15 protein-coding genes and 4 pseudogenes are annotated in these 17,963 nt (G+C 67.4%); 12 read left to right on the top strand and 7 right to left on the bottom strand.

Annotated elements, in window-relative coordinates:
* Positions 1 to 696 precede the first annotated feature (696 nt).
* Together ACFWDI_RS27900 and ACFWDI_RS27895 are read left to right on the top strand one after the other, a co-directional pair.
* Positions 697 to 900, top strand: coding sequence for a hypothetical protein (locus tag ACFWDI_RS27900; RefSeq protein ID WP_385307853.1), 204 nt, complete (start codon positions 697 to 699; stop codon positions 898 to 900).
* Positions 901 to 1,790: 890 nt separating this feature from the next.
* Positions 1,791 to 2,682: pseudogene (locus tag ACFWDI_RS27895) on the top strand (aminoglycoside phosphotransferase family protein).
* A gap of 327 nt (positions 2,683 to 3,009) precedes the next feature.
* Here ACFWDI_RS27895 and ACFWDI_RS27890 read toward each other — a convergent pair.
* The gene (locus tag ACFWDI_RS27890; RefSeq protein ID WP_385307851.1) at positions 3,010 to 3,150 is read right to left on the bottom strand and encodes a hypothetical protein; all 141 of its coding nucleotides are present in this window, start codon (positions 3,148 to 3,150) and stop codon (positions 3,010 to 3,012) included.
* Positions 3,151 to 3,593: 443 nt separating this feature from the next.
* On the opposite strand from ACFWDI_RS27890, the pseudogene ACFWDI_RS27885 reads away from it, so the two are divergent.
* The 5 genes and pseudogenes from ACFWDI_RS27885 (at position 3,594) to ACFWDI_RS27865 (ending at position 7,624) form a co-directional block, all read left to right on the top strand.
* A pseudogene (locus ACFWDI_RS27885) lies at positions 3,594 to 4,213 on the top strand (FadR/GntR family transcriptional regulator).
* Positions 4,210 to 5,676 carry an amino acid permease gene (locus ACFWDI_RS27880; RefSeq protein ID WP_385307849.1) on the top strand — a complete coding sequence of 489 codons (1,467 nt, stop codon included), beginning with the start codon at positions 4,210 to 4,212 and terminating at the stop codon, positions 5,674 to 5,676. The pseudogene ACFWDI_RS27885 and the gene ACFWDI_RS27880 overlap by 4 nt, the downstream one beginning before the upstream one ends.
* A gap of 95 nt (positions 5,677 to 5,771) precedes the next feature.
* Complete coding sequence (locus ACFWDI_RS27875; protein WP_385307931.1) at positions 5,772 to 6,734, top strand: asparaginase; 963 nt, start codon at positions 5,772 to 5,774, stop codon at positions 6,732 to 6,734.
* Between the two features lie 65 nt (positions 6,735 to 6,799).
* Positions 6,800 to 7,038 (top strand): annotated as a pseudogene (locus tag ACFWDI_RS27870) (lyase family protein); the annotation flags it as partial.
* A 16-nt stretch (positions 7,039 to 7,054) separates the two neighbouring features.
* Positions 7,055 to 7,624, top strand: a complete 570-nt coding sequence (locus tag ACFWDI_RS27865) for a hypothetical protein (protein WP_385307847.1) — start codon at positions 7,055 to 7,057, stop codon at positions 7,622 to 7,624.
* An 8-nt stretch (positions 7,625 to 7,632) separates the two neighbouring features.
* Here ACFWDI_RS27865 and ACFWDI_RS27860 read toward each other — a convergent pair whose 3' ends face one another.
* From ACFWDI_RS27860 to ACFWDI_RS27850, 3 genes and pseudogenes are all read right to left on the bottom strand, one after another.
* The gene (locus ACFWDI_RS27860; protein ID WP_385307845.1) at positions 7,633 to 8,295 is read right to left on the bottom strand and encodes a squalene/phytoene synthase family protein; all 663 of its coding nucleotides are present in this window, start codon (positions 8,293 to 8,295) and stop codon (positions 7,633 to 7,635) included.
* A 67-nt stretch (positions 8,296 to 8,362) separates the two neighbouring features.
* Positions 8,363 to 8,922, bottom strand: a pseudogene (locus tag ACFWDI_RS27855) (transposase); the annotation flags it as partial.
* Between the two features lie 161 nt (positions 8,923 to 9,083).
* A complete protein-coding gene (locus ACFWDI_RS27850; protein WP_385307929.1) occupies positions 9,084 to 9,701 on the bottom strand; it encodes a TetR/AcrR family transcriptional regulator in 618 nt (205 codons plus the stop codon).
* A 292-nt stretch (positions 9,702 to 9,993) separates the two neighbouring features.
* Here ACFWDI_RS27850 and ACFWDI_RS27845 point away from each other — a divergent pair, with 292 nt between their 5' ends.
* The 3 genes from ACFWDI_RS27845 (at position 9,994) to ACFWDI_RS27835 (ending at position 12,629) form a co-directional block, all read left to right on the top strand.
* Complete coding sequence (locus ACFWDI_RS27845) at positions 9,994 to 11,103, top strand: alpha/beta fold hydrolase (RefSeq protein WP_385307843.1); 1,110 nt, start codon at positions 9,994 to 9,996, stop codon at positions 11,101 to 11,103.
* Between the two features lie 426 nt (positions 11,104 to 11,529).
* Positions 11,530 to 12,216: a class I SAM-dependent methyltransferase gene (locus ACFWDI_RS27840; protein ID WP_385307841.1), complete on the top strand. Its 687-nt coding sequence runs from the start codon at positions 11,530 to 11,532 to the stop codon at positions 12,214 to 12,216.
* Between the two features lie 287 nt (positions 12,217 to 12,503).
* Positions 12,504 to 12,629 (top strand): hypothetical protein, encoded by a 126-nt coding sequence (locus ACFWDI_RS27835; RefSeq protein WP_385307839.1) that lies wholly within the window; start codon positions 12,504 to 12,506, stop codon positions 12,627 to 12,629.
* A gap of 152 nt (positions 12,630 to 12,781) precedes the next feature.
* On the opposite strand, the gene ACFWDI_RS27830 is transcribed toward ACFWDI_RS27835, so the two are convergent.
* Both ACFWDI_RS27830 and ACFWDI_RS27825 read right to left on the bottom strand, forming a co-directional pair.
* A complete protein-coding gene (locus ACFWDI_RS27830; protein ID WP_385307837.1) occupies positions 12,782 to 13,264 on the bottom strand; it encodes a hypothetical protein in 483 nt (160 codons plus the stop codon).
* Between the two features lie 113 nt (positions 13,265 to 13,377).
* Positions 13,378 to 13,506, bottom strand: coding sequence for a hypothetical protein (locus ACFWDI_RS27825; RefSeq protein WP_385307835.1), 129 nt, complete (start codon positions 13,504 to 13,506; stop codon positions 13,378 to 13,380).
* 394 nt (positions 13,507 to 13,900) lie between these two features.
* Here ACFWDI_RS27825 and ACFWDI_RS27820 point away from each other — a divergent pair, with 394 nt between their 5' ends.
* The gene (locus tag ACFWDI_RS27820) at positions 13,901 to 14,296 is read left to right on the top strand and encodes a hypothetical protein (protein WP_385307945.1); all 396 of its coding nucleotides are present in this window, start codon (positions 13,901 to 13,903) and stop codon (positions 14,294 to 14,296) included.
* Positions 14,215 to 14,787 carry an amidohydrolase family protein gene (locus ACFWDI_RS27815; RefSeq protein ID WP_385307927.1) on the top strand — a complete coding sequence of 191 codons (573 nt, stop codon included), beginning with the start codon at positions 14,215 to 14,217 and terminating at the stop codon, positions 14,785 to 14,787. Before ACFWDI_RS27820 ends, ACFWDI_RS27815 begins: the two co-directional genes overlap by 82 nt.
* Positions 14,788 to 15,243: 456 nt before the next feature.
* Here the strand turns inward: ACFWDI_RS27815 and ACFWDI_RS27810 are convergent.
* Positions 15,244 to 17,963 (bottom strand): Pls/PosA family non-ribosomal peptide synthetase (locus ACFWDI_RS27810; RefSeq protein ID WP_385307833.1); only part of this gene is annotated, 2,720 nt, incomplete at its 5' end.

Raw genomic sequence — 17,963 nt, 5'->3', positions numbered from 1 at the left:
GCGCCCTTTGACCGGACACCGGTCAACACGGGTGGTCAAACTCGATTGCGCCGAACCCACCAGAACAGCGAACCCTGATCGTGTACGACCCGGCGCACAACTTGGTCGCGATCACCGGCACATCACTGGCTGCCCGGCTCCGGGCAGGACCCACGGCGGCTGCGATGTCAGTGCGGTCTATCAGCATCCTGGCCATGGAGCTTCAGGAGCTTTTCGGTCGGCTGGCTGACCGTTTCGCCGAGCCCGGCCTCGTACACGGTCGGACCGGGTGATGCGCCACCCGATCCCTTCCCGGGTCCACGACCCCAAGGGGGCCGGCCGGCCAAGCACGGCAGCGAGTTCGTTTTCGGCCAGCCCGACACCTGGGGCGGCGAGCACGTGGTGACCAGCCGCGAGACCCGGCTCGACGGAAAGGCAACGGCCCGGTCCTGGGACCGGCTCTCCCTGCGGCTCACCCGCCGGGCCGCGCCCGGATCGACCACGCCGCTGAACTGCCCATCATCGAGGGCACCGTGATCTGCCTCCAGGTCGGAAGGCTGCCCTCCGGGCCGACCCGAGGCCTGCCACCCCCACGAACCTCCCGCCCACCACAAGGTCGGCGCCAAGCCCCGGCGAACGGCAACAGAAGCCACGGCAGGCGACGTTGTAGGTACGGGGGCTCATGCGCGGGCCGTGGGCACCGCATACCTTCTCCGGGTGTCCACGAACTCGACGCCGCAGCCTGCCGCTACCGGCAGGAGTGGCCTGTGCTGCTGCCTGCTGTTTACCGTCCTGCCCGTCGTCTGGCTCCTCGCCGCCCCGTTCCTACCGGAGCAGGCGTCCTGGTTCCCGTTCTGGTTGGCAGCCGTGGTCTGGAACGGCACGGACGGCCAGGGCGGCATCAGCCACTTGCTCGGCTAGGAGCGGGCGGTCACTTGGGTGGTGCGGGGCGTCCAGACGCGACCCATCAGGTCCGGCGACGGCCTTGGACGTAAAAGTCCAGCTCGGGCCGTGGGCCCAGCGCAACCGCTCGTCCCACACGCCGATGCCATCCACACCCGCGCTCGCGCTCGCTCCTCAATCCGCTTCCTCCGTCACGCGGGAGATCACGGCCTGTTGAGCTGATCTCGGTGCCCCTGTCACCGATTCCTCATGCCGTTTGTCAAGCCGCGAGGGCCGTCGGCGGCGTGAGCTCGTAACACCGTCCGTCGCGCAGGAGGGCCCAGAGAACGTTGACCGAGCTGCCGGTGTCCGGCGCTCGGCTGGAGCGGCGGCCCGGATCAACGGAGCCAGGCCGCTGTACGAAGTGGCCGCCGCCTCCGACGACAACGAGCTGTACGTGAGGCTCATTCGAGGTGGTGCTGGACGAGCCACAGACGGTTGCCGCGGATGGCGAGGGCGGGCGCGTGTGTGGGGCGCCGGGGGATGGGAGCCTCCACGGCGCCACCAGCGGCTGGTGCTGAGCCATTGGCCGAACCGGCGGCGATCCTCGGTAGGTGTTCGGCGAGGCGAGCCATGCGGCTTGGGCCGTCGCGTTCCCGGGGGTTGCCCCTAACGGAAGCACCAGGCCAGGGCCTGCTCGACGCTGTGGCGACCCACGGCTTCACGACGTACCTGCAAAGCCCAAGCAGGTCGCCGACTTCTACTCCGTCGGCCAGTACACGGCGGGTGCCTACGACCCGGCATGCCTGCGATGCCGGTTTGGGGCGTCACCAAGGAGTTTGCGGTGGGACCGTGAGACGTGCATGTGCCGCATTGAGCTTCAGGGAAGTCGTGTCGCAGTCGACACCACGGGCGTAGGGTCGCCGCACATGGGCAATGTCGACGTCGATGAGGAATTGGTGCGCTCTCTGCTGCAGGAGCAGCACCCAGACCTCGCTGGACTGGTCCTCCGCAAGGTGGTTGCCGGCTGGGACAATCAACTGTGGCGCCTTGGGGACAACTTGGCCGTGCGACTGCCGCGCACCCCAGGTGCTCCACTCCTCCTCCGCAAGGAGCTGGAGTGGCTACCTGTTCTGGCTCCGCGTCTTCCGCTTCCGGTCCCCACCCCCGCACGGGACCGGTGAACCATCTGCCCGCTTCCCCAGGCCATGGGCCATCGCGACCTGGGTTCCCGGCGAACCAGGCGACCGGGCCTCGATCAGCCGCGACCACCACGCAGCCGACCAATTGGCGGGCTTCCTCAGGGCGCTTCACCGCAAGGCGCCTCCCGAGGCCCCGGCCAACCCACACCGCGGCGTCCCCCTGAGAACCCTCATGCGCGAGTTCGACCGGAACATCCAGACCGTTGCCGCCGCCGACGTTGCCGCCGGTGTCCGAGCCGTCTGGGACGAGGCCGTGGCGGCCCCGGGCTGGGAAGAGCCGCCGGTATGGCTTCACGGTGACCTTCATCCGGCCAATGTCGTCATCTCCGACGGCACGATCTCCGGAGTGATCGACTTCGGCGATCTCTGCGCAGGGGACCCGGCCACGGACCTCGCGGCCGCATGGATGCTTCTTCCCGCCGGCGCCGCCTCACGATTCTTCGACGCATACGGACACGTGGATCGGGAGACGGTCCAACGCGCACGAGGATGGGCGGTCCTGCGCGGCATCTCCCTCATCGGCATCGGCCAAGCATGGGAACGGGGCCTTCCCGGCGGCCAGCCGACATGGGGACACGCAGGCTGGGCGACTCTTGAACGTGTCCTGGCGTCCAGCTGATGAGCGACTCACCCACGCAGTGACATCGAACGTCGACATTGATCATCCAGGCGCGCGGCAGGTGATTCCCAACCCCGGAAAGTTCGGACGCGCAGGACTGGCATCCGGGCCTCGCCCCGCCAGCTGATTGTCCGGTCCCAGGCAAGAACGCAGGGAATTTTGAGGTGCATCGAGGTGAGCAGGCCACAGGTAGCGGCGAGGGCGCCGGGGGCGCAGGCGGTCACCGGGATGTGGCGATGGCCCGGGGCGCCGAAGCCGCCGTCAGCCGCCCGTCCACGACTGGCTTGCGGCGCACGGGCGCTTTGTCGGAGCCTCGACGCCTTCGCCTCATGGAAGGGCGAGCACGTCTTCGATTGCAGCCCGAAGCTTCTCGTCCTGGAGGAACGCCTGGTAGTCCCACTCCGACGACAGGCGCCGGTCGAATCCCTTCACCGTCCGAAGAGCCGTACGCACCGCCGGGGTGATCATGCCGATCCGGGTCAGGGCCCGTCGGCGACCTGATCCTCCGGCCGTAATCCTGCCGCTGAGCGGTGTGTCTCGTCCTACCGAAGGTTGACCAACGGCTCAACCGATTTTGACCACCCGGGCCCCGCAGGCGTGCGCCGGACCCCGGCAGCTCGGTCAACGGTCGGTGATGGTCAACCTTCGGTGACAGGGACACCGGGATCAGCTCAACAGGCCACCCAAGAGAGGCGACGCCGACCGCCGCCCGGGCCTTTCCGCCGCCTCGACGGGAGTCCTCCGCAGCCCGCAGATGTCGCGAGCGCTCCTTCAACTACCCACGCCCAGGGGCGAGTCAAGCCCTTGACAGTGACACTGAATAGCCGCAGGATCTCCACGAGAACTTGTCAGACAGCCAGACAGGTCTTCACTTGTCAGACAGCCAGACAAGTAATCGGGTGTCGTGACGCATCGGACCAAGCTCCCCCAGAGCGGAGCTCGGCCGCCAGCTGGAGGTCAGCCGTCCAGTGATCCACGAGGTCCTGCTGCTCCGCAGGTCATGGGCCTCACAGCCTCCCGTATGGGAAAGGGAGTATTCGTCATGTCCAACGGGCCGGTGGGGGACCCCCACTTCGGCAACTATGCCGACGAGCGACCTGCTCGAGGCGCGGCTGTACGTGGAGCTCCCGGTGGCCGGTTACGCAGCCGCGCGGCATACGGCCGAGGACCTCGACAACCTGTCCTACCTGCTGGAACGGATCGAGCGCGAGAGGGTCACCACGGCGTGGGTGGCAATGGACACGCTGTTCCACACCATCGCCAGGCGGCCCACAACCTGGTCTTCCCCAAGATGATCGAGGAGCTCCGTGACGCCCTGGCACGCCAGTCGGCGTTCCTCAACGAGCTCGGCGGACGGCGCGAGCAGTCGAATCGCGAACACCGGGCGATCGTCGAGGCACTCATCCACGGTTCCGAATACGAAGTGGTGGACGCCATGGCCCACCACTTTGACGGCGTGAACACAACCCTGAACTCCATCGTGCGTCCCGACCGCACGCAACCCTCTACGCAAGGCGGACAGCAGACGTGACTGACAAATCCCTGGACCAGGCGGTACGCCAAGACCCGCCGAACGCGCACGTCGACCTCGGTGACGAGGGCTACAGCAAGGACCTCAAGTCCCGGCACGTCAACATGATCGCGATCGGCGGGGCGATAGGCACGGGCCTCTTCCTCGGGGCCGGCGGCCGCCTCGCGAACGCGGGGCCCTCCCTGTTCATCGCCTACGCGGTCTGCGGACTGTTCGCCTTCTTCGTCGTCCGTGCCCTCGGCGAACTGGTCCTGTACCGCCCGTCCTCCGGCGCCTTTGTGTCGTACGCCCGTGAATTCATGGGCGAGAAGGGCGCCTTCACCGCCGGCTGGCTCTACTTCCTCAACTGGGCCACCACCGGCATCGCCGACATCACGGCCGTCGCCACCTACACCCACTACTGGGGCATCTTCAGCGATATCCCGCAGTGGGCGCTCGCACTGATCGCCCTCGCGGTCGTCCTCACCGTGAACCTGATCTCGGTGAAGTACTTCGGCGAGATGGAATTCTGGTTCGCGATCATCAAGGTCGCCGCCCTCGTCGTCTTCATGTGTATCGGCATCGTCCTGCTGTTCACCCAGCACCCGATCGACGGCAACACTCCGGGTCTTTCCACCATCACCGAACACGGCGGCCTCTTCCCGTCGGGCTTGCTGCCGATGCTGCTCGTCGTCCAGGGGGTCGTCTTCGCGTACGCCTCGGTCGAGCTGTGCGGTGTCACTGCGGGCGAGACCCAGAACCCCGAGAAGATCATGCCGAAGGCGATCAACGCGATCATGTGGCGCGTTGGCGTCTTCTACGTGGGCTCGGTCATCCTGCTCGCGCTGCTGCTGCCGTACACCGCCTACACCGGCGACGAGAGCCCCTTCGTCACCGTCCTCTCCAAGCTGGGCGTCCCGGCCGCGGCCGACGTGATGAACCTCGTCGTGCTCACCGCCGCCCTCTCCAGCCTCAACTCCGGCCTCTATTCGACCGGCCGGATCCTGCGCTCCATGGCCATGTCCGGCTCCGCGCCCCGCTTCACCGGCCGGATGAACAAGGGGCAGGTCCCCTACGGCGGCATCCTGCTCACAGCCTTCTTCTGTGTGCTGGGCGTCGGCCTCAACTTCGTCGTCCCGGAAAACGCCTTCGAAATCGTGCTGAACTTCGCCGCGATCGGCATTCTCGGCACCTGGGGCATGATCATGATCAGCTCATTGCTCTTCTGGAACCGCTCCAAGGACGGCCGGGTCACCCGCCCCGGCTACCGGCTGCCCTGGGCCCCGTACACCCAGATCATCACGCTCGCCTTCCTCGCTGGCGTGTTGGTCCTGATGTACGCCGACGAGGGCGCGGGCCGCACCACCGTGCTGTGCCTGCCGCTGATCGCGGCGGCCCTGGTCGGGGGCTGGTTCTTGGTGCGCGGCCGGGTGGAGGCCGTACGCAGCACCCAGGCGGCCACGCGCAGCGAGACCGAGCGCTAGCCGTGGCGAAGCCCATCAGGGACGACGACTTCCCGGAGCGTCCGTCGGCCAAGACGTCGGTGATTCGCGAGCCCCGCTACGCTCCGCTCGCCCATATGATGCGCGGAGACATCGTCGAGGGCGTCCACTACGGATCGGTTGTCGTCCTGGCCGCCGACGGAAGCGTGGATTTCCAAAGTGGCGACATCGAGGCCGTGTTCTACCCGCGCTCTGCTCTCAAGCCGCTCCAGACGGTGGCCATGCTGCGCGTCGGCCTGTCGCTGGAGGACGAATTGCTTGCGCTGGCCACGGCCAGCCATTCCGGCGAGGAGCGCCACCTCGCCGGAGTCCGACGCATCCTGGCCACTGCCGGGCTGACTGAAGAGGACCTGGGCAATACGCCCGACCAGCCCTACGATCCCGCAGTGCGGGAGGAGTGGGTCCGCCGCGGGCGCGGCCCGTCCCGGCTCGCTCAGAAGTGCTCCGGCAAGCACGCGGCCATGCTGATGACGGCCCGGGCCCGGGGTTGGCCGCTCGAGGACTACCTCGATCCCGGCCATCGGCTGCAGCGGTCGATCGCCAGGACGGTTGAGGAGCTGACCGGCGAGAGCATCGCCCGGGTGTCAGTCGACGGGTGCGGAGCACCCCTCTTCTCCACGTCCCTGCGCGGACTCACCCGAGCCGTGGCCAGCATCAACTCTGCGGCGCCGGGCACCGAGGAATCCCGCGTGGCCTACGCGATACGCGAGTATCCGGAGATGGCTTCCGGCTCCTGGCGGGATGTCGCACGGCTTATGAGGGCCGTCCCCGGCCTGCTGGCCAAAGACGGATTTGAAGGAGTCCAAGTGGCCGCCCTGCCCGATGGCCGAGCCATCGGCGTGAAGATTGCTGACGGTGCAGACCGCGCCCGGATGCCAGTGGCCGCAGCGGCCCTCGCGCTGTGCGGAGTCGACCCCGCACTCCTCGCCGAGTTCGCCAGCACGTCCGTACTCAGCGGCACGACCACGGTCAGCAGCCTGAGCGCTGTGGGGGCACTGGCCTACGGCTTCCCCGCGAGACCGCCGGCTCCCGGGCCGTAAAGAGGAACTCGCAGGCACAGCACCCGACGCTGAAACAGGGAGACCTGCGCCGATGACACTCGGCCTGGGGCGTCCATACGCAGCGCGCGTGCGAGAACTTCTCAATCACCGGAACGCCGATTTCCACCTACCTACACCTCGTTGACGCGCTTGCCGCGGTGAAGGAGGTCGCGGCAAGCGCCAACGAAGAACTTGGTCTGCCAGACCGAAAGAAAGCTCAGGCCATCGTCGCCGCCTGCCGAGAGATCCGTAATGGGCACCTGCACGACCAATCGTCGTTGACATGATCCGACGAGCCTCTGGCGAACCTGGACTACAAGTTGCGTGAGCAGTTGCGCGACGAGTTCAAGACCCTCTTCTCGGACCAGGGCGACACGATAGTGGTCTACACGACCACCGAACCCGCTGAGGCGATGATGCTGGGGGACGTGGTACTGGTCATGCATGAGGGACAGATCCTCCAGATCGGCCCTCCGCAGGAGGTCTTCGAGCGCCCGGCGACGACCACGGTGGCGTCCATCATCAACGACCCGCCCATGAATATCTTCACGGGCCGTATCGAGGGCGGTCAGGTCACCGTGGCCGGCTTCCAGGCCACGCACGTATCCCCGCATCTCGCCGACCTGCCCGACGGCGCTTACCAGTTCGGCCTGCGGGCAACGGACGTCAGTCTGGCCTCCGCCGGTGTCGAGGGCGACGTCACCTTCGTAGAGATCTCCGGGTCCGAGACCTTCGTTCACGCGGTCGTCGGCGAGACTCCGCTCGACGGATCGGGACAAGGCCCCGTGCGGCAAGGTGCTTCCTGTGCCCGTGCCATTGACCTGGCCAGTGCCCAAGACGACCAAGGATCCGGCCCGGTCAGTGCCGTCAAGCCGAGCGGCGGACGGTGACACCGGAGCTAGACGCTGGGCTGATCGCAGCGCTGATGGCGTGAAGCGCGGTATTCCCGTACCAGGACACGAAGTGCTGCAGATACGGAAGGGCGAGCGGTCCCGCGAAGGAGGGCGGGGCCCTTGTTGTCCACTGCGCGGAGCCGCAGACCCTGCAAGGCGACGAGAGTGCGGGTGAGCGGTCGGCTGTGCGGTTCCACGAGTTCCACGAGGCCGTACGACGTCGTCAGTCCGGGACGGATCTGTGCAATCTGATGGTGAATCAGTTCACGGACGCCAGCGGTGGCGTGGGCCTGGCGCAGGTCGTTGCGCGTGACGCCGTGCAGGGTGAGGGCGTCATGGGGGATGCCGAGTCGCCCGGTGTGTAGGTCCTCGGCGATGTCTTCGAGGAAATCGAGCCGCTGGCTGGCCTCGATGAAGGTTCGGCAGCCGGCGCGGTAGGCAGCCGTCGAGGAGGGGGAGGCGAGTAAGCAGGCGATGAGCATGAACGCGGGCAGCGAATATGCGTCCACGTAGCGCTGGAAGTCGCTCTCGGTTGAGAAGCCTTCCCACTCCACCTCCAGTGGTGCTCCGTCGAGGTAGTGCTCGACGTGCTCCCGCAGCTGCGGGTGTCTGGTGATGGTGTGGGCCAGTGTTCGCAGAACCGGTTGATCGGCTGTGCCGGTCTCCAAGGCCGTCCGGACTTGTCCGTCCCAGTCGGTGAGTGCGGCGAGGCGCTCACGTCGTGGCCCTTGGTCTCCCGGCCTGTGTCATCAGCACCGACACGGTCCTCGAGCACACCCGGATTCCCATTCCCATGGTGAGCTCGGCGTGTATGCGGCGGTAGCCGTAGGTGCCCCGTGAGGCGACATGGACCTCGCGGATCAGCCCGGTCAGCCACTCCTGCCGCAGCTGCCGCGGTGTGGTGGGGGTGCGTTTGTGCTTGTAGTAGTTCTGCCGGGCGACCCCGAGGATCCGGCAGCATCGATCGACCGGTGCCCCGGCATCGACGAGACGGTCGATCACCGGGTAGAGCCTTTTGGGGCCGGCTTGTCCTCGCCGAGGAACTTGGCAGCCTTGCGGACGATCTCAAGCTCGGTTTCCAACTCACGGATCCGTCGACGCGCTGCACGCAGCTCTGCGGACTCCTCCGAGATCCTGCCAGGCCGTCGGCCGTTGTCGATGTCGTCCTGGCGCAACCACTTCGACAACGTGACCGGATGGATGCCGAGTTCAACGGCGGTCTGCTTCTGTTCTTTCCCTGCCCGAACCAGCGCGATGGCACGGGCGCGGAACTCAGCGGGATAGGCGCGGGGCATGCCTGCAGCCTTTCGTGAAGGCCGGCAGTTATCCACCAGAACTGGAACTTGAGAGGTGGGGCACGTCAACCTGTCACCCAACCTTGCAGCAGACCCCAAAGAGTGGCAGGGATTCGTGGCAGTTGACCTGAGCGTTCGTCAACTGCCTGAACGGAAGTTGGTCACGGGGCGGGGTCGGCGTGCCGAAGGCTGCGGAACACCGCGGGGGTCATCCAGCCGCGCAGCGTAGCGTGAATCGTCGATCGGAATGCGGCCTCGGCCGTGGCGGTGTCGAGGGCTCCAGCCAGTTCGAGAGTCACAAGCCCGTGCAGGGTCACCCAGAGCGAGAGGGCGATGAACGTCGCTTCGCCGGCGATGACGGACTCCGTCAAGGCGCGATCGATCGCCGCGAGGAGCGGTCGGATGGGGTCACTGGTGCCGACTGTGCCTGACGGGTCGAAGGGTTGCACACCACCGAACAGAACCGTGTAGAGGTGGCTGTGTTCGCGTCCCCATCGACGGTATGCGGCGGCCAGCGCGTAGAGGTCGGCTAGGGGGTCCTCGGAGGTCGGCACTGCCGACACATCCTGGAACAGGCCAGCGACGGCTCTGTTGCGTACCTCGCCGATCAGCCCGTCCTTGCCGCCGAACAAGGAGTACACCGCCGTCGTTGACGTCCCGGCCGCAGCGGCCAGGGCCCGGATTGTGAACGACTCCCGCGGGCGAGTGGCGAGCATCTCGGTCGCGCACGCCACAAGCCGCTCTTTGACGGTCTCGTCGTTCGTTCTCGGCCTACCCACGGCGAACAGCTTACCTCCTTTGATAACGTCGTTCTGAAACAGTGTTCTAAAACTGCTGGAGACCCTCATGCCAACGTCCGTCATAGGTCCTGTCCGCTTGATCGGTCGCCTGGTGCTGGCCCTGGCTGCCATCGCGGGGCCCGTCGTCCTCTTCCTGGCGCTCATCGTCCTCACGGACGGGGCAGGCTCGGGGCTCCCCGCGTGGCTGACAACCCTTGGAATCGCGACTGTCGCCGCACTGTGGTGGGGTCGGCGCCGTACCTGGCCGGCGCGGCTCTTGCCGCTCCTGCCGGTGGTCGTCGCGGCAGCATTGACGGCGTCGGTTTGCATCCCGACCGTGCCCACGGCACGGCGGTACCCGCCCGACGTGCCTTTCGTGGCCACGCAGCGCTGGACCCTGGCCACGGGCAGCCGGGTCGCGGTGTATCACTACCCGCCCGCAAACGCCGGTGCTCGACACCCCATTCCGTTCGTGTACCTCAACGGCGGACCAGTTCGCGGCATCTCGGTGCTTGACCACCGGTTCCTGCAGCTCCTGGCGCGACAGGGCTACGACGTCTATACCTACGAACAGGCCGGCGGCGGACGAAGCGACCTGCTCCCCATGGACCAGTACACGATCTCCAGGTCGGTCCGCGACCTCGCCGCCTTCGTCGACCGCCTGGGCAAGGGAAGGGTCAACATCCTCGGATTCTCCTCAGGCGCGGTCGTGCTCACGCGAGCCCTGGCAGATCCGCGTGTCGCCGCACGCTTGCACCGGGCGATCATTGCCGAGCCCGGCCCGATGGACGGCCCCACCGCGCAAATCACCAGGCACATGGGTCGGCCATCCGCGCGCGGCCTCGCGCCGGCCACGACCGGACCGCGGTCGACACGCATCCCCCGGTACGCCGTCGCATTCGGCCTCATGCGACTCGGGCTCCTCACCCCCGACACCGGGCTGATCGGACAGGCCGAAGGTGACAACGCGTTCACCGCCGCCGATCTCGGGAACGACACCGCATCCGCCTACTGCGCGCGCGACGCGCACCGCATCCCCGTCGAGGACACGGCACAGAACTTCTCCTTCAGCCCCGCCGCCAGCCTCCGCGTTCAGCAGACGGTCAAGGACTCTCCCTCCATCGCCCCGCAACTGAGACGCTCCCGGACCCCCGCGATGCTGATGATCGCCGAGTGCTCCTCCCAGGTCCGTCAATGGGCGACCGCCATCCTTGCCGATGATCCCGCCATCCAGCGCACGCAGTACATGCCCGGCGTTGGACACCACATGTGGAACGGCCTCGACGACAACAACGACCGAGCCGCAGCAATCGTCACCGCATTCCTTGAGGACAAGCCAGCACCCATGTCGAACTACCCGACCGGCGGCGAGATCCCCGCCTTCCTTCGCGACCGCAGGTGACGACGACCTGCAGCCCGTCACCGGCTCGGAGGGCGAGCGCTCGGACGCTGTTGTCGCCGCTTGAACTACCCCACGTTTGCTCATCGTTCCTCAGGGGAGGGTGGTGCGAGTCCACGCCCGGCGATGGGCGTGTAAGTCAGCTCCTGAGGTGCTTGAGGGTGGACTCGGGGTGCCAGATGCGGATGTGGAGGGGACGTGCCGGTCTCCACAGCGGCAGAGCAAAGGTACCGCTGCGGGGCGCCGTCCGAGCCGAACCAATCGCGCCAGACCTTCGTCGGCGTCGTGTAACGCGGGACCACGACGTCCTTGCCAGCGAACCACTCCCGAACGTACCGAGTACCTGTTTTTGCGATCCTTCGGCGAGGACGCCGACTTGAGAGTTGGCCACGCCAAGGCTCTGTCAGTGCGCTCGTCTAGATTCGTGACATGACTGAACTCGCTTACCTCGCCACAGTCCGGGAGTCCTATGACACCGTCGCCGTCGACTACGCCAAGCTCGTGCCCCCCGCCTTCGAGGACGACCTATACGGCCGCGCGATGATAAGCGCGTTCGCTGAACTCACGCAGGTCGTCGACGCCGGCCCCGTCGCTGATCTCGGCTGCGGGCCCGGCCACGTGACGGCACACCTGCACTCGTTCGGGGTGACTGCATTTGGCATCGACCTGTCGCCGGAGACGGTTGCGGTTGCCCGTCGCACGCACCCGGACCTGCAGTTCGACGAAGGGTCAATGACCGACCTGGATTTGGCGGACGGCACTCTCGGCGGCATTGTCGCCTGGTACTCAACCGTTCACACCCCTCCAGAGCTGTTGCCGGTGGTGTTCGCAGAGTTCCACCGGGTGCTGGCCCCAGGCGGCCATCTGTTGATTGCCTTCAAGGCCGGTGACAAGCACCGACACCTGGAGAATGCATACGGACACGAGCTCTCCCTCGACGTCTACTGGATGTCTCCCGATCGAATCGCTGGGCTGCTGAGCCAGAGCGGGCTTGTTGTGGACGCCCGGCTGATCCGCGAGCCCACCGAGACGGAGAAGCCCCGGCAGGGCCAGCAGGCATATCTCCTGGCCCGAAAGCCAGGGAAGCCTGTCGGAGATCTGGAAGCGCGGGCATAGCTGCGGGCAGTTCAGCGGCTCGCGTGAGCCGGGAGGGGTGATGGGCAGTGGAGCCAGCCGGGTCGCGCCGGCCGAAGCCCTTCGGCTGAGCTTTGCGGCCGGTGTACTCGCGGACCGCGTACAGGCGGGACGGCTCTCCGGGTTTGTAGGCCATGCCCGCTATCGAGACTCGGCCCGAGCCACGACCGCGGACTCGAACGACCGGAGTGCTGCCCTTGCGGCCCCAAGTCCTGGCGCGCGGCGGCGTCATTGACTGACCGGCCTCGTCCTCGAAGACGATCCAGCCGTTGCACGCCGCCGCGGCTGCCGTCACGAACGGCGTCGACGACCCGTACGACTTCGACGAGCGCCTGGAGGCCGACAACCTCAGCCGCGCGGCATCTCAGGTCCACGACGCCTTCCGCTGGCTGTAACCCCGGCATCGAGCCAGGAGAGAGGGGAGATCCCATGGCGCATCGTCTGACCCCCAAGCGACTGGCCACCCTCCGTGCCGCCGCCGCCCACCCACGCTCTCGCACATCACTGCGACGTCTGCTGGGCCCGGCGTCACGCCTGGAGCGCTCGTTCAGCCGGGCAGCGCCGACCACGGGCCCGGCTGAGGGCCGCCACCGTCGTAGGCGGCCAGCGCGGCCTGACGGCTTTCCAGCAGCTCGCGCAGGTCTTCGGGAGTCAGGTGCTCATGCGCCAGCCTCACGCTTGCCTTGCCCTCCACGTCCGCCCACGCCTGCCGGGCGCGTTTGTTGGCCACGCGCCTGGCATCGCTCCGCAGGAAGCCGGCCCCGGCCGCGAACCCGGCAGAGGCCAGGGCGAGCAGCGCCGCGGGGACGCGTGCGTCCGCCGTGGCCAGTCCGGCAGCGCCGGCCACGCCCGCGAGCAGAGCCGCGGGGAAACCCAGCACGATGTGGGCCGTGTTCCAGAATTCGGCCCTTCGATGGGCCAGTGCCTTCTGTCGCGCCGCTTCTTCGTGCAACCGCTCGATCTCGGCACGCAGGCGACGCGAGGGCTCGTCCGGGGCGATTCGCGTGGATCCGTTGGCAGGAGTGGCCATGCCTGACATTCCAACACGGTTGAGCCTGGGGGGACTTGGTTCGGTAGTGACAGGCTTGCCGGGTGCGAATGGTGGGCTCTCGCCAGAACCTTCCGCCCCCGAACACGGTCACCTCAGCTGTGCCGCAGCGCGAACCCCCGGTCTCCGGCTTTGCGGGCAGCAGCCGCATGCTGGCTGCGGGCGTCGATGAAGTCCTCAGGCGCCTGCCCGTACAGCCCGTCCGCGATGTTCTCCAGATCCACAGGTCACCCAGCATCCTTCACACCGACAAAGGCAAGTTTGCTTCCAGCTACACGGCTTCTATCGAGGTGGCCCGTTCAGCGGCCTGCCGGCCCTCCGAGCGCACCTCTGCCCGCTCGTCGTTCAGCGCAGCGTCGCGCAGGACGGCTGCCGCGTCCCGCCAGGTGAAACGCCCACCTCGGATGCCTCTGAACTGCCACGCTGCGCCAGGGGCGTGCTCAGCCATATCCGACTGCCCAAGGCTTGGGCGCCGCGGAATCCGCGGAATCCGCGGCATCCGTGGCGCACCTTCGCACGAGGGACTTGTGACGCCGCGTCGCGGGCTGCGCCGCCTTACGCCGTGACCGCTCGTGCCGCCGGCTGGCCCGCATCGCGCGCGGGGCGTTTCATCGAAGGGTGACCCATCTGCGTATCGATGAGCACGCTCACCTGTGGACCACGAGGTACCTGGACCGCCTCGAACGCCGCCTGGGGAAGGCCGATACCGGCACCCAGCGCGGGATCGGCGCCGACGCGACCGAGGCCGATCTGGACCGCCGTTTCGCGCTGATGGACCGGGCAGGCATCGACCTACAGGTGCTCTCCGTGGCACCGCAGTCCCCGCACCTGATGGGGGAGCCCGACGCCGTTGCGCTGGCGCGCGCGGCGAACGAGTCGTACGCAGAACTGGTGGCCCGTTTCCCCGGGGGCGCTTCCGGGCCTTCGCCGCGCTGCCCCTCCCTCATGTCGACGCGGCCCTGCGTGAGGTCGTCCACGCCCTGGACGACCTCGGTGCGGTCGGTGTCGGCGTGACCACGACCGTACTCGGCCGCACACTCGCCGATCCGCTTTTCGACCCCCTCTACGAGGAGCTCGACCGGCGCGGTGCCGTCCTGTACATCCACCCGGCCGGCGAAGGGGCCGCCAGCCCGCTGATCACCGGGCACAGCATGACGTGGATGGTCGGGGCTCCGGTCGAGGACACGGTGGCGGTCATGCACCTGATTCTCGCGGGCATCCCCCTGCGCTATCCGCGGATGCGCATCCTGGCCTCGCACCTGGGCGGGGCGCTGCCATTGTTGCCGCGCCGGCTTGACGACCATCTGGCGTTCGAGTCCCCTGAGACGCCCGAGCTGCCTTCGGTGGCCGTCGGCCGCCTCTGGTACGACACGGTCAGCCACGTGCATTCGCCGGCGCTGGTCGCCGCCGCTGCGTCATTCGGGGCGGACCGCCTCGTACGCGGCACGGATTTTCCGTACGAGGACGGCGAGGTCTTCCTGCGGGACCGTGGACTACATCGCTGACTCGGGGCTCGCCCCGGAGGAGGTCACGATGATCCTCGACACCAATGCGGCAGACCTGCTCGGCCTGTCCGGGCCGTGACCCTTCGGCCACCACAAGGCGAGCGGCGTTTCATCCGGTTGCCGGCTTTGCCTGTCCGCGCTGGTTGGCAGTCCGCGTTGCTCTCGCCGACGTTTCGGGCAGCCGCTCTCCGGGGCAACCTCAAGCGCTCACCCGGGCCAACTGGAACGCTCATGGGCCAACTGTGGCGCTCAATGGAAGACCCGGGCCGTCCGAGCGCCGACACTGGGCTCAGTGGAACCAGACGACAAGTCGCACCTGGCCCGGGGGAATCGACGAAATCCGCTGGCAGGGCTACGGGTGGCGCCGCGTAAGCATTTCCCGCGAACAGCGAGATCGTTTCCCACCGGGCTGCTCAGCAACGGTGACGTGAAGCGGGCCCGCCGACCGCAGGAAGCTCAAGGAACGCGGGCCACGGCGGTGTCTTCTCGGGCCGGGTTTCCGCCCCACCGCGCTTGAGAGGGAACTTCCTCGCCCTTCATCAGGAAGGAGTCGGCGGCCAGCTGTGCCCGGTCGCCGATCGTGGTCCCGTAGTGGACCAACGTGTTCACGCCGAGGGTCACGCCCGCGCCGATCGTGGCGCGGTCGGACTTGAAGGCGCCGTCCTCCTGCGAGTGGCACTGGATGACCGTCCCGGCGTTGAGGGTGCAGCCGTCCCCGATGCTGACGAGGGTCCGCTCAGTGATCGAGCAGCCGTCGTCGAACACCCGGCGGCCGATCCGCACGCCCAGCAGCCGCCAGACCATGGACTTGAACGGGGTGCCGTTGAAGGCCTGCATGTATTGGTGCGACGTCAGCTTCCAGAAGCGTTCGTGCCCCCAGAAGTCGGCCTCGTAGATCGAGCAGTTCAGCGGTTTCACCGGGCGGATCCGTATGACGGCCCGTTCGACCAGCGCGAAGTAGACGACGGTGAACACCAGGGTGAGCAGACCGGCCAGCGCGAAGGCCGGCACACCGATGGTCTGGGAGAGCTCGACGGCGGCCAAGGTGATGAGGGCGAGTACGAAGAAGTGGAACCATCGCACCAGCAGGTGCACGCTCGCGGTGAGCGCGTTGTGCCTGTTCTTGGCAGCAAGACGGCGGCGCAGCTCATCACCGTGGGCCAGGTGGTCGAACTGGGTGTCGCGCAGCACCGTGCGCGGGATCTCGAAGCTGGGTGAGCCCAGCAGTCCCACGCCTTCGCGCACCGGCCCGTCGATGGGGACCATGACCTTCGTCGCGAGCAGGCAGTTGTCGCCGGTCCGGCCGCGTGAAGGGTAGACGATGCGGTTGCCGAGGAAGTTACTCGGCCCGATCGAGGTCGGGGAGAAGCGGAAGGACGAGCTGGAGAAGTCGGCGTTGATGATCGACAAGCCGTCGGCGACCATCGTTCCACTGCCGACCGTGCTGAGGTAAGGGGTGTCGTGCTTGACCAGCGTGCCGAAGTTCGACCCGGTCTGCTCGATGTGGGACAGGTTGTACCCGAGGCACCGCAGGTAATGCACGATCGCGGAGCTGTCCCCGAAGAGCGTGGTGAAGAACTTGATGTTGGTGAGCCGCGTGATCGCCCGCTGGATGCCGTGGTGAAAGCCGTACAGCGGGTAGACCTTGCCCGGTTTGATCGCCAGGCTGAGCAACCGTGGCACCGTGCTCACCACCAGCAGGCCCACCAATATGCCGCCGAAGAAGGCCACCAGGGAAGCGACGAGCGCCTCGAGGTAGAAGGCGGGGCTGGTGAAGGCCGGCGGCCCCAGGGTGAACACCGCGTTCAGCTGCGGCACCACGGTGAACACAAGGCTCACCCCCGCCAGCGTCAGCGGCAGGTACACCAGCAGCATGGCAAGCAGCTGCGACAGGCAGTAGAGGGCCCTGCGAAGGGAGCCGCACGCGGCAGGCTCGACAGCCCGGAAATCGGTCGTCGTCGGCTGCGCCGGCGTGCCGTGCCACGACTCTCCGGCTGGAACCGCCTGCCCGGAATGCAGGGAGGAGGCGTGACCCAGCTGGGTGTCGTCGCCCATCGACGTTCCGATGTCGATGACGGCCTGCTCGCTGACGGTCACATCCGCACCGAGGGTGACAGGGCCCATCTCGATCCAGCCGTCGCGCGCCCGGTAGCAGGACAGCAGCACGTCCTTGCGGACGACCGTGCCGGCACCGATGGACAGGAGGTCGGTGCAGACAGGGACGGTGCGGGAAAGGATGGCGACGTCCTTTCCGATGCGTGCGCCGAGGGCCCTGAGGTAGAGCACGTACAGCGGTGAACCGGTGAACAGACGCACCGGGCTGGTTCGGATGAGGGTCTTGACGCACCAGAAGCGCAGGTAGGCGAAACCCCACACGGGGAACCTGCGCGGGGTGAAGCGGCCGATGAGTATCCACTTGGCCGCAATGGGCAGCGCGCAGACGCCGAGGAAGAGCGCCGTACTGAACAACACCGCCCGGAGGTAGACGCCGGCCGTCCCCGAGCCTTCCAGGGTCCAGTCGTAACCGAGGACGGCAATCGTGGCGCCGAGGGAGGAGAAGACGAGGAACATCAGCATCTGGGCCGTCCCGCACAGCACGTACCGCCAGGGGCCGGACTGCGGCGCACCCGATGCGTCGGACGGGGCGTCGGCAGTTCCCGGGGCGGGCTGGGAGGGCTGTGACGGCGCGTGCCCCGGTGCCGTGGGCTGGACAGCGGCGGGAGCGTCCGCGAACGCGGCGGCCAGACTGCTGATCGTGGGGTGCCGGTAGATGTCCTTCATCGACACCGTCGGCAGGTCGTCCCGCTTGCGCACCCGTGCACAGAACTGAGCCATCACCAGCGAATCAGCACCCAGATCCGCGAAGAAATTGCCGTCCACCGGCACCTGCTCAGTACCCAAGACTCCCGCCAGCACGTCCCCCAGCAGGCTCTCGGTGCCGGCGACTGGCACATCTGTTGGGGACTCAACCACCGCATCGGGCGGGGTGTCCTGCTGCGCCGGGGAGAAGGTGCTGTCCGTGAACGCAGCAGCCAGGCTCCGAACCGTCGAGTGCTGGTAGATGTCTTTCATCGACACGGTCGGCAGGTCGTCCCGCTTGCGCACCCGTGCACAGAACTGAGCCATCACCAGCGAATCAGCACCCAGATCCGCGAAGAAATTGCCGTCCACCGGCA

The organism is Streptomyces sp. NPDC060064, from assembly GCF_042736455.1.
In the GTDB taxonomy this organism is placed as follows: domain Bacteria; phylum Actinomycetota; class Actinomycetes; order Streptomycetales; family Streptomycetaceae; genus Streptomyces.
This window is presented reverse-complemented; position numbering and strand designations above follow the sequence as displayed.

Coding starts and splice junctions, on each gene's coding strand:
- ACFWDI_RS27890 (WP_385307851.1), bottom strand. CDS start 3,150: ATGATCACCCCGGCGGTGCGTACGGCTCTTCGGACGGTGAAGGGATTC.
- ACFWDI_RS27840 (WP_385307841.1), top strand. CDS start 11,530: ATGACTGAACTCGCTTACCTCGCCACAGTCCGGGAGTCCTATGACACC.
- ACFWDI_RS27875 (WP_385307931.1), top strand. CDS start 5,772: ATGATGCGCGGAGACATCGTCGAGGGCGTCCACTACGGATCGGTTGTC.
- ACFWDI_RS27830 (WP_385307837.1), bottom strand. CDS start 13,264: ATGGCCACTCCTGCCAACGGATCCACGCGAATCGCCCCGGACGAGCCC.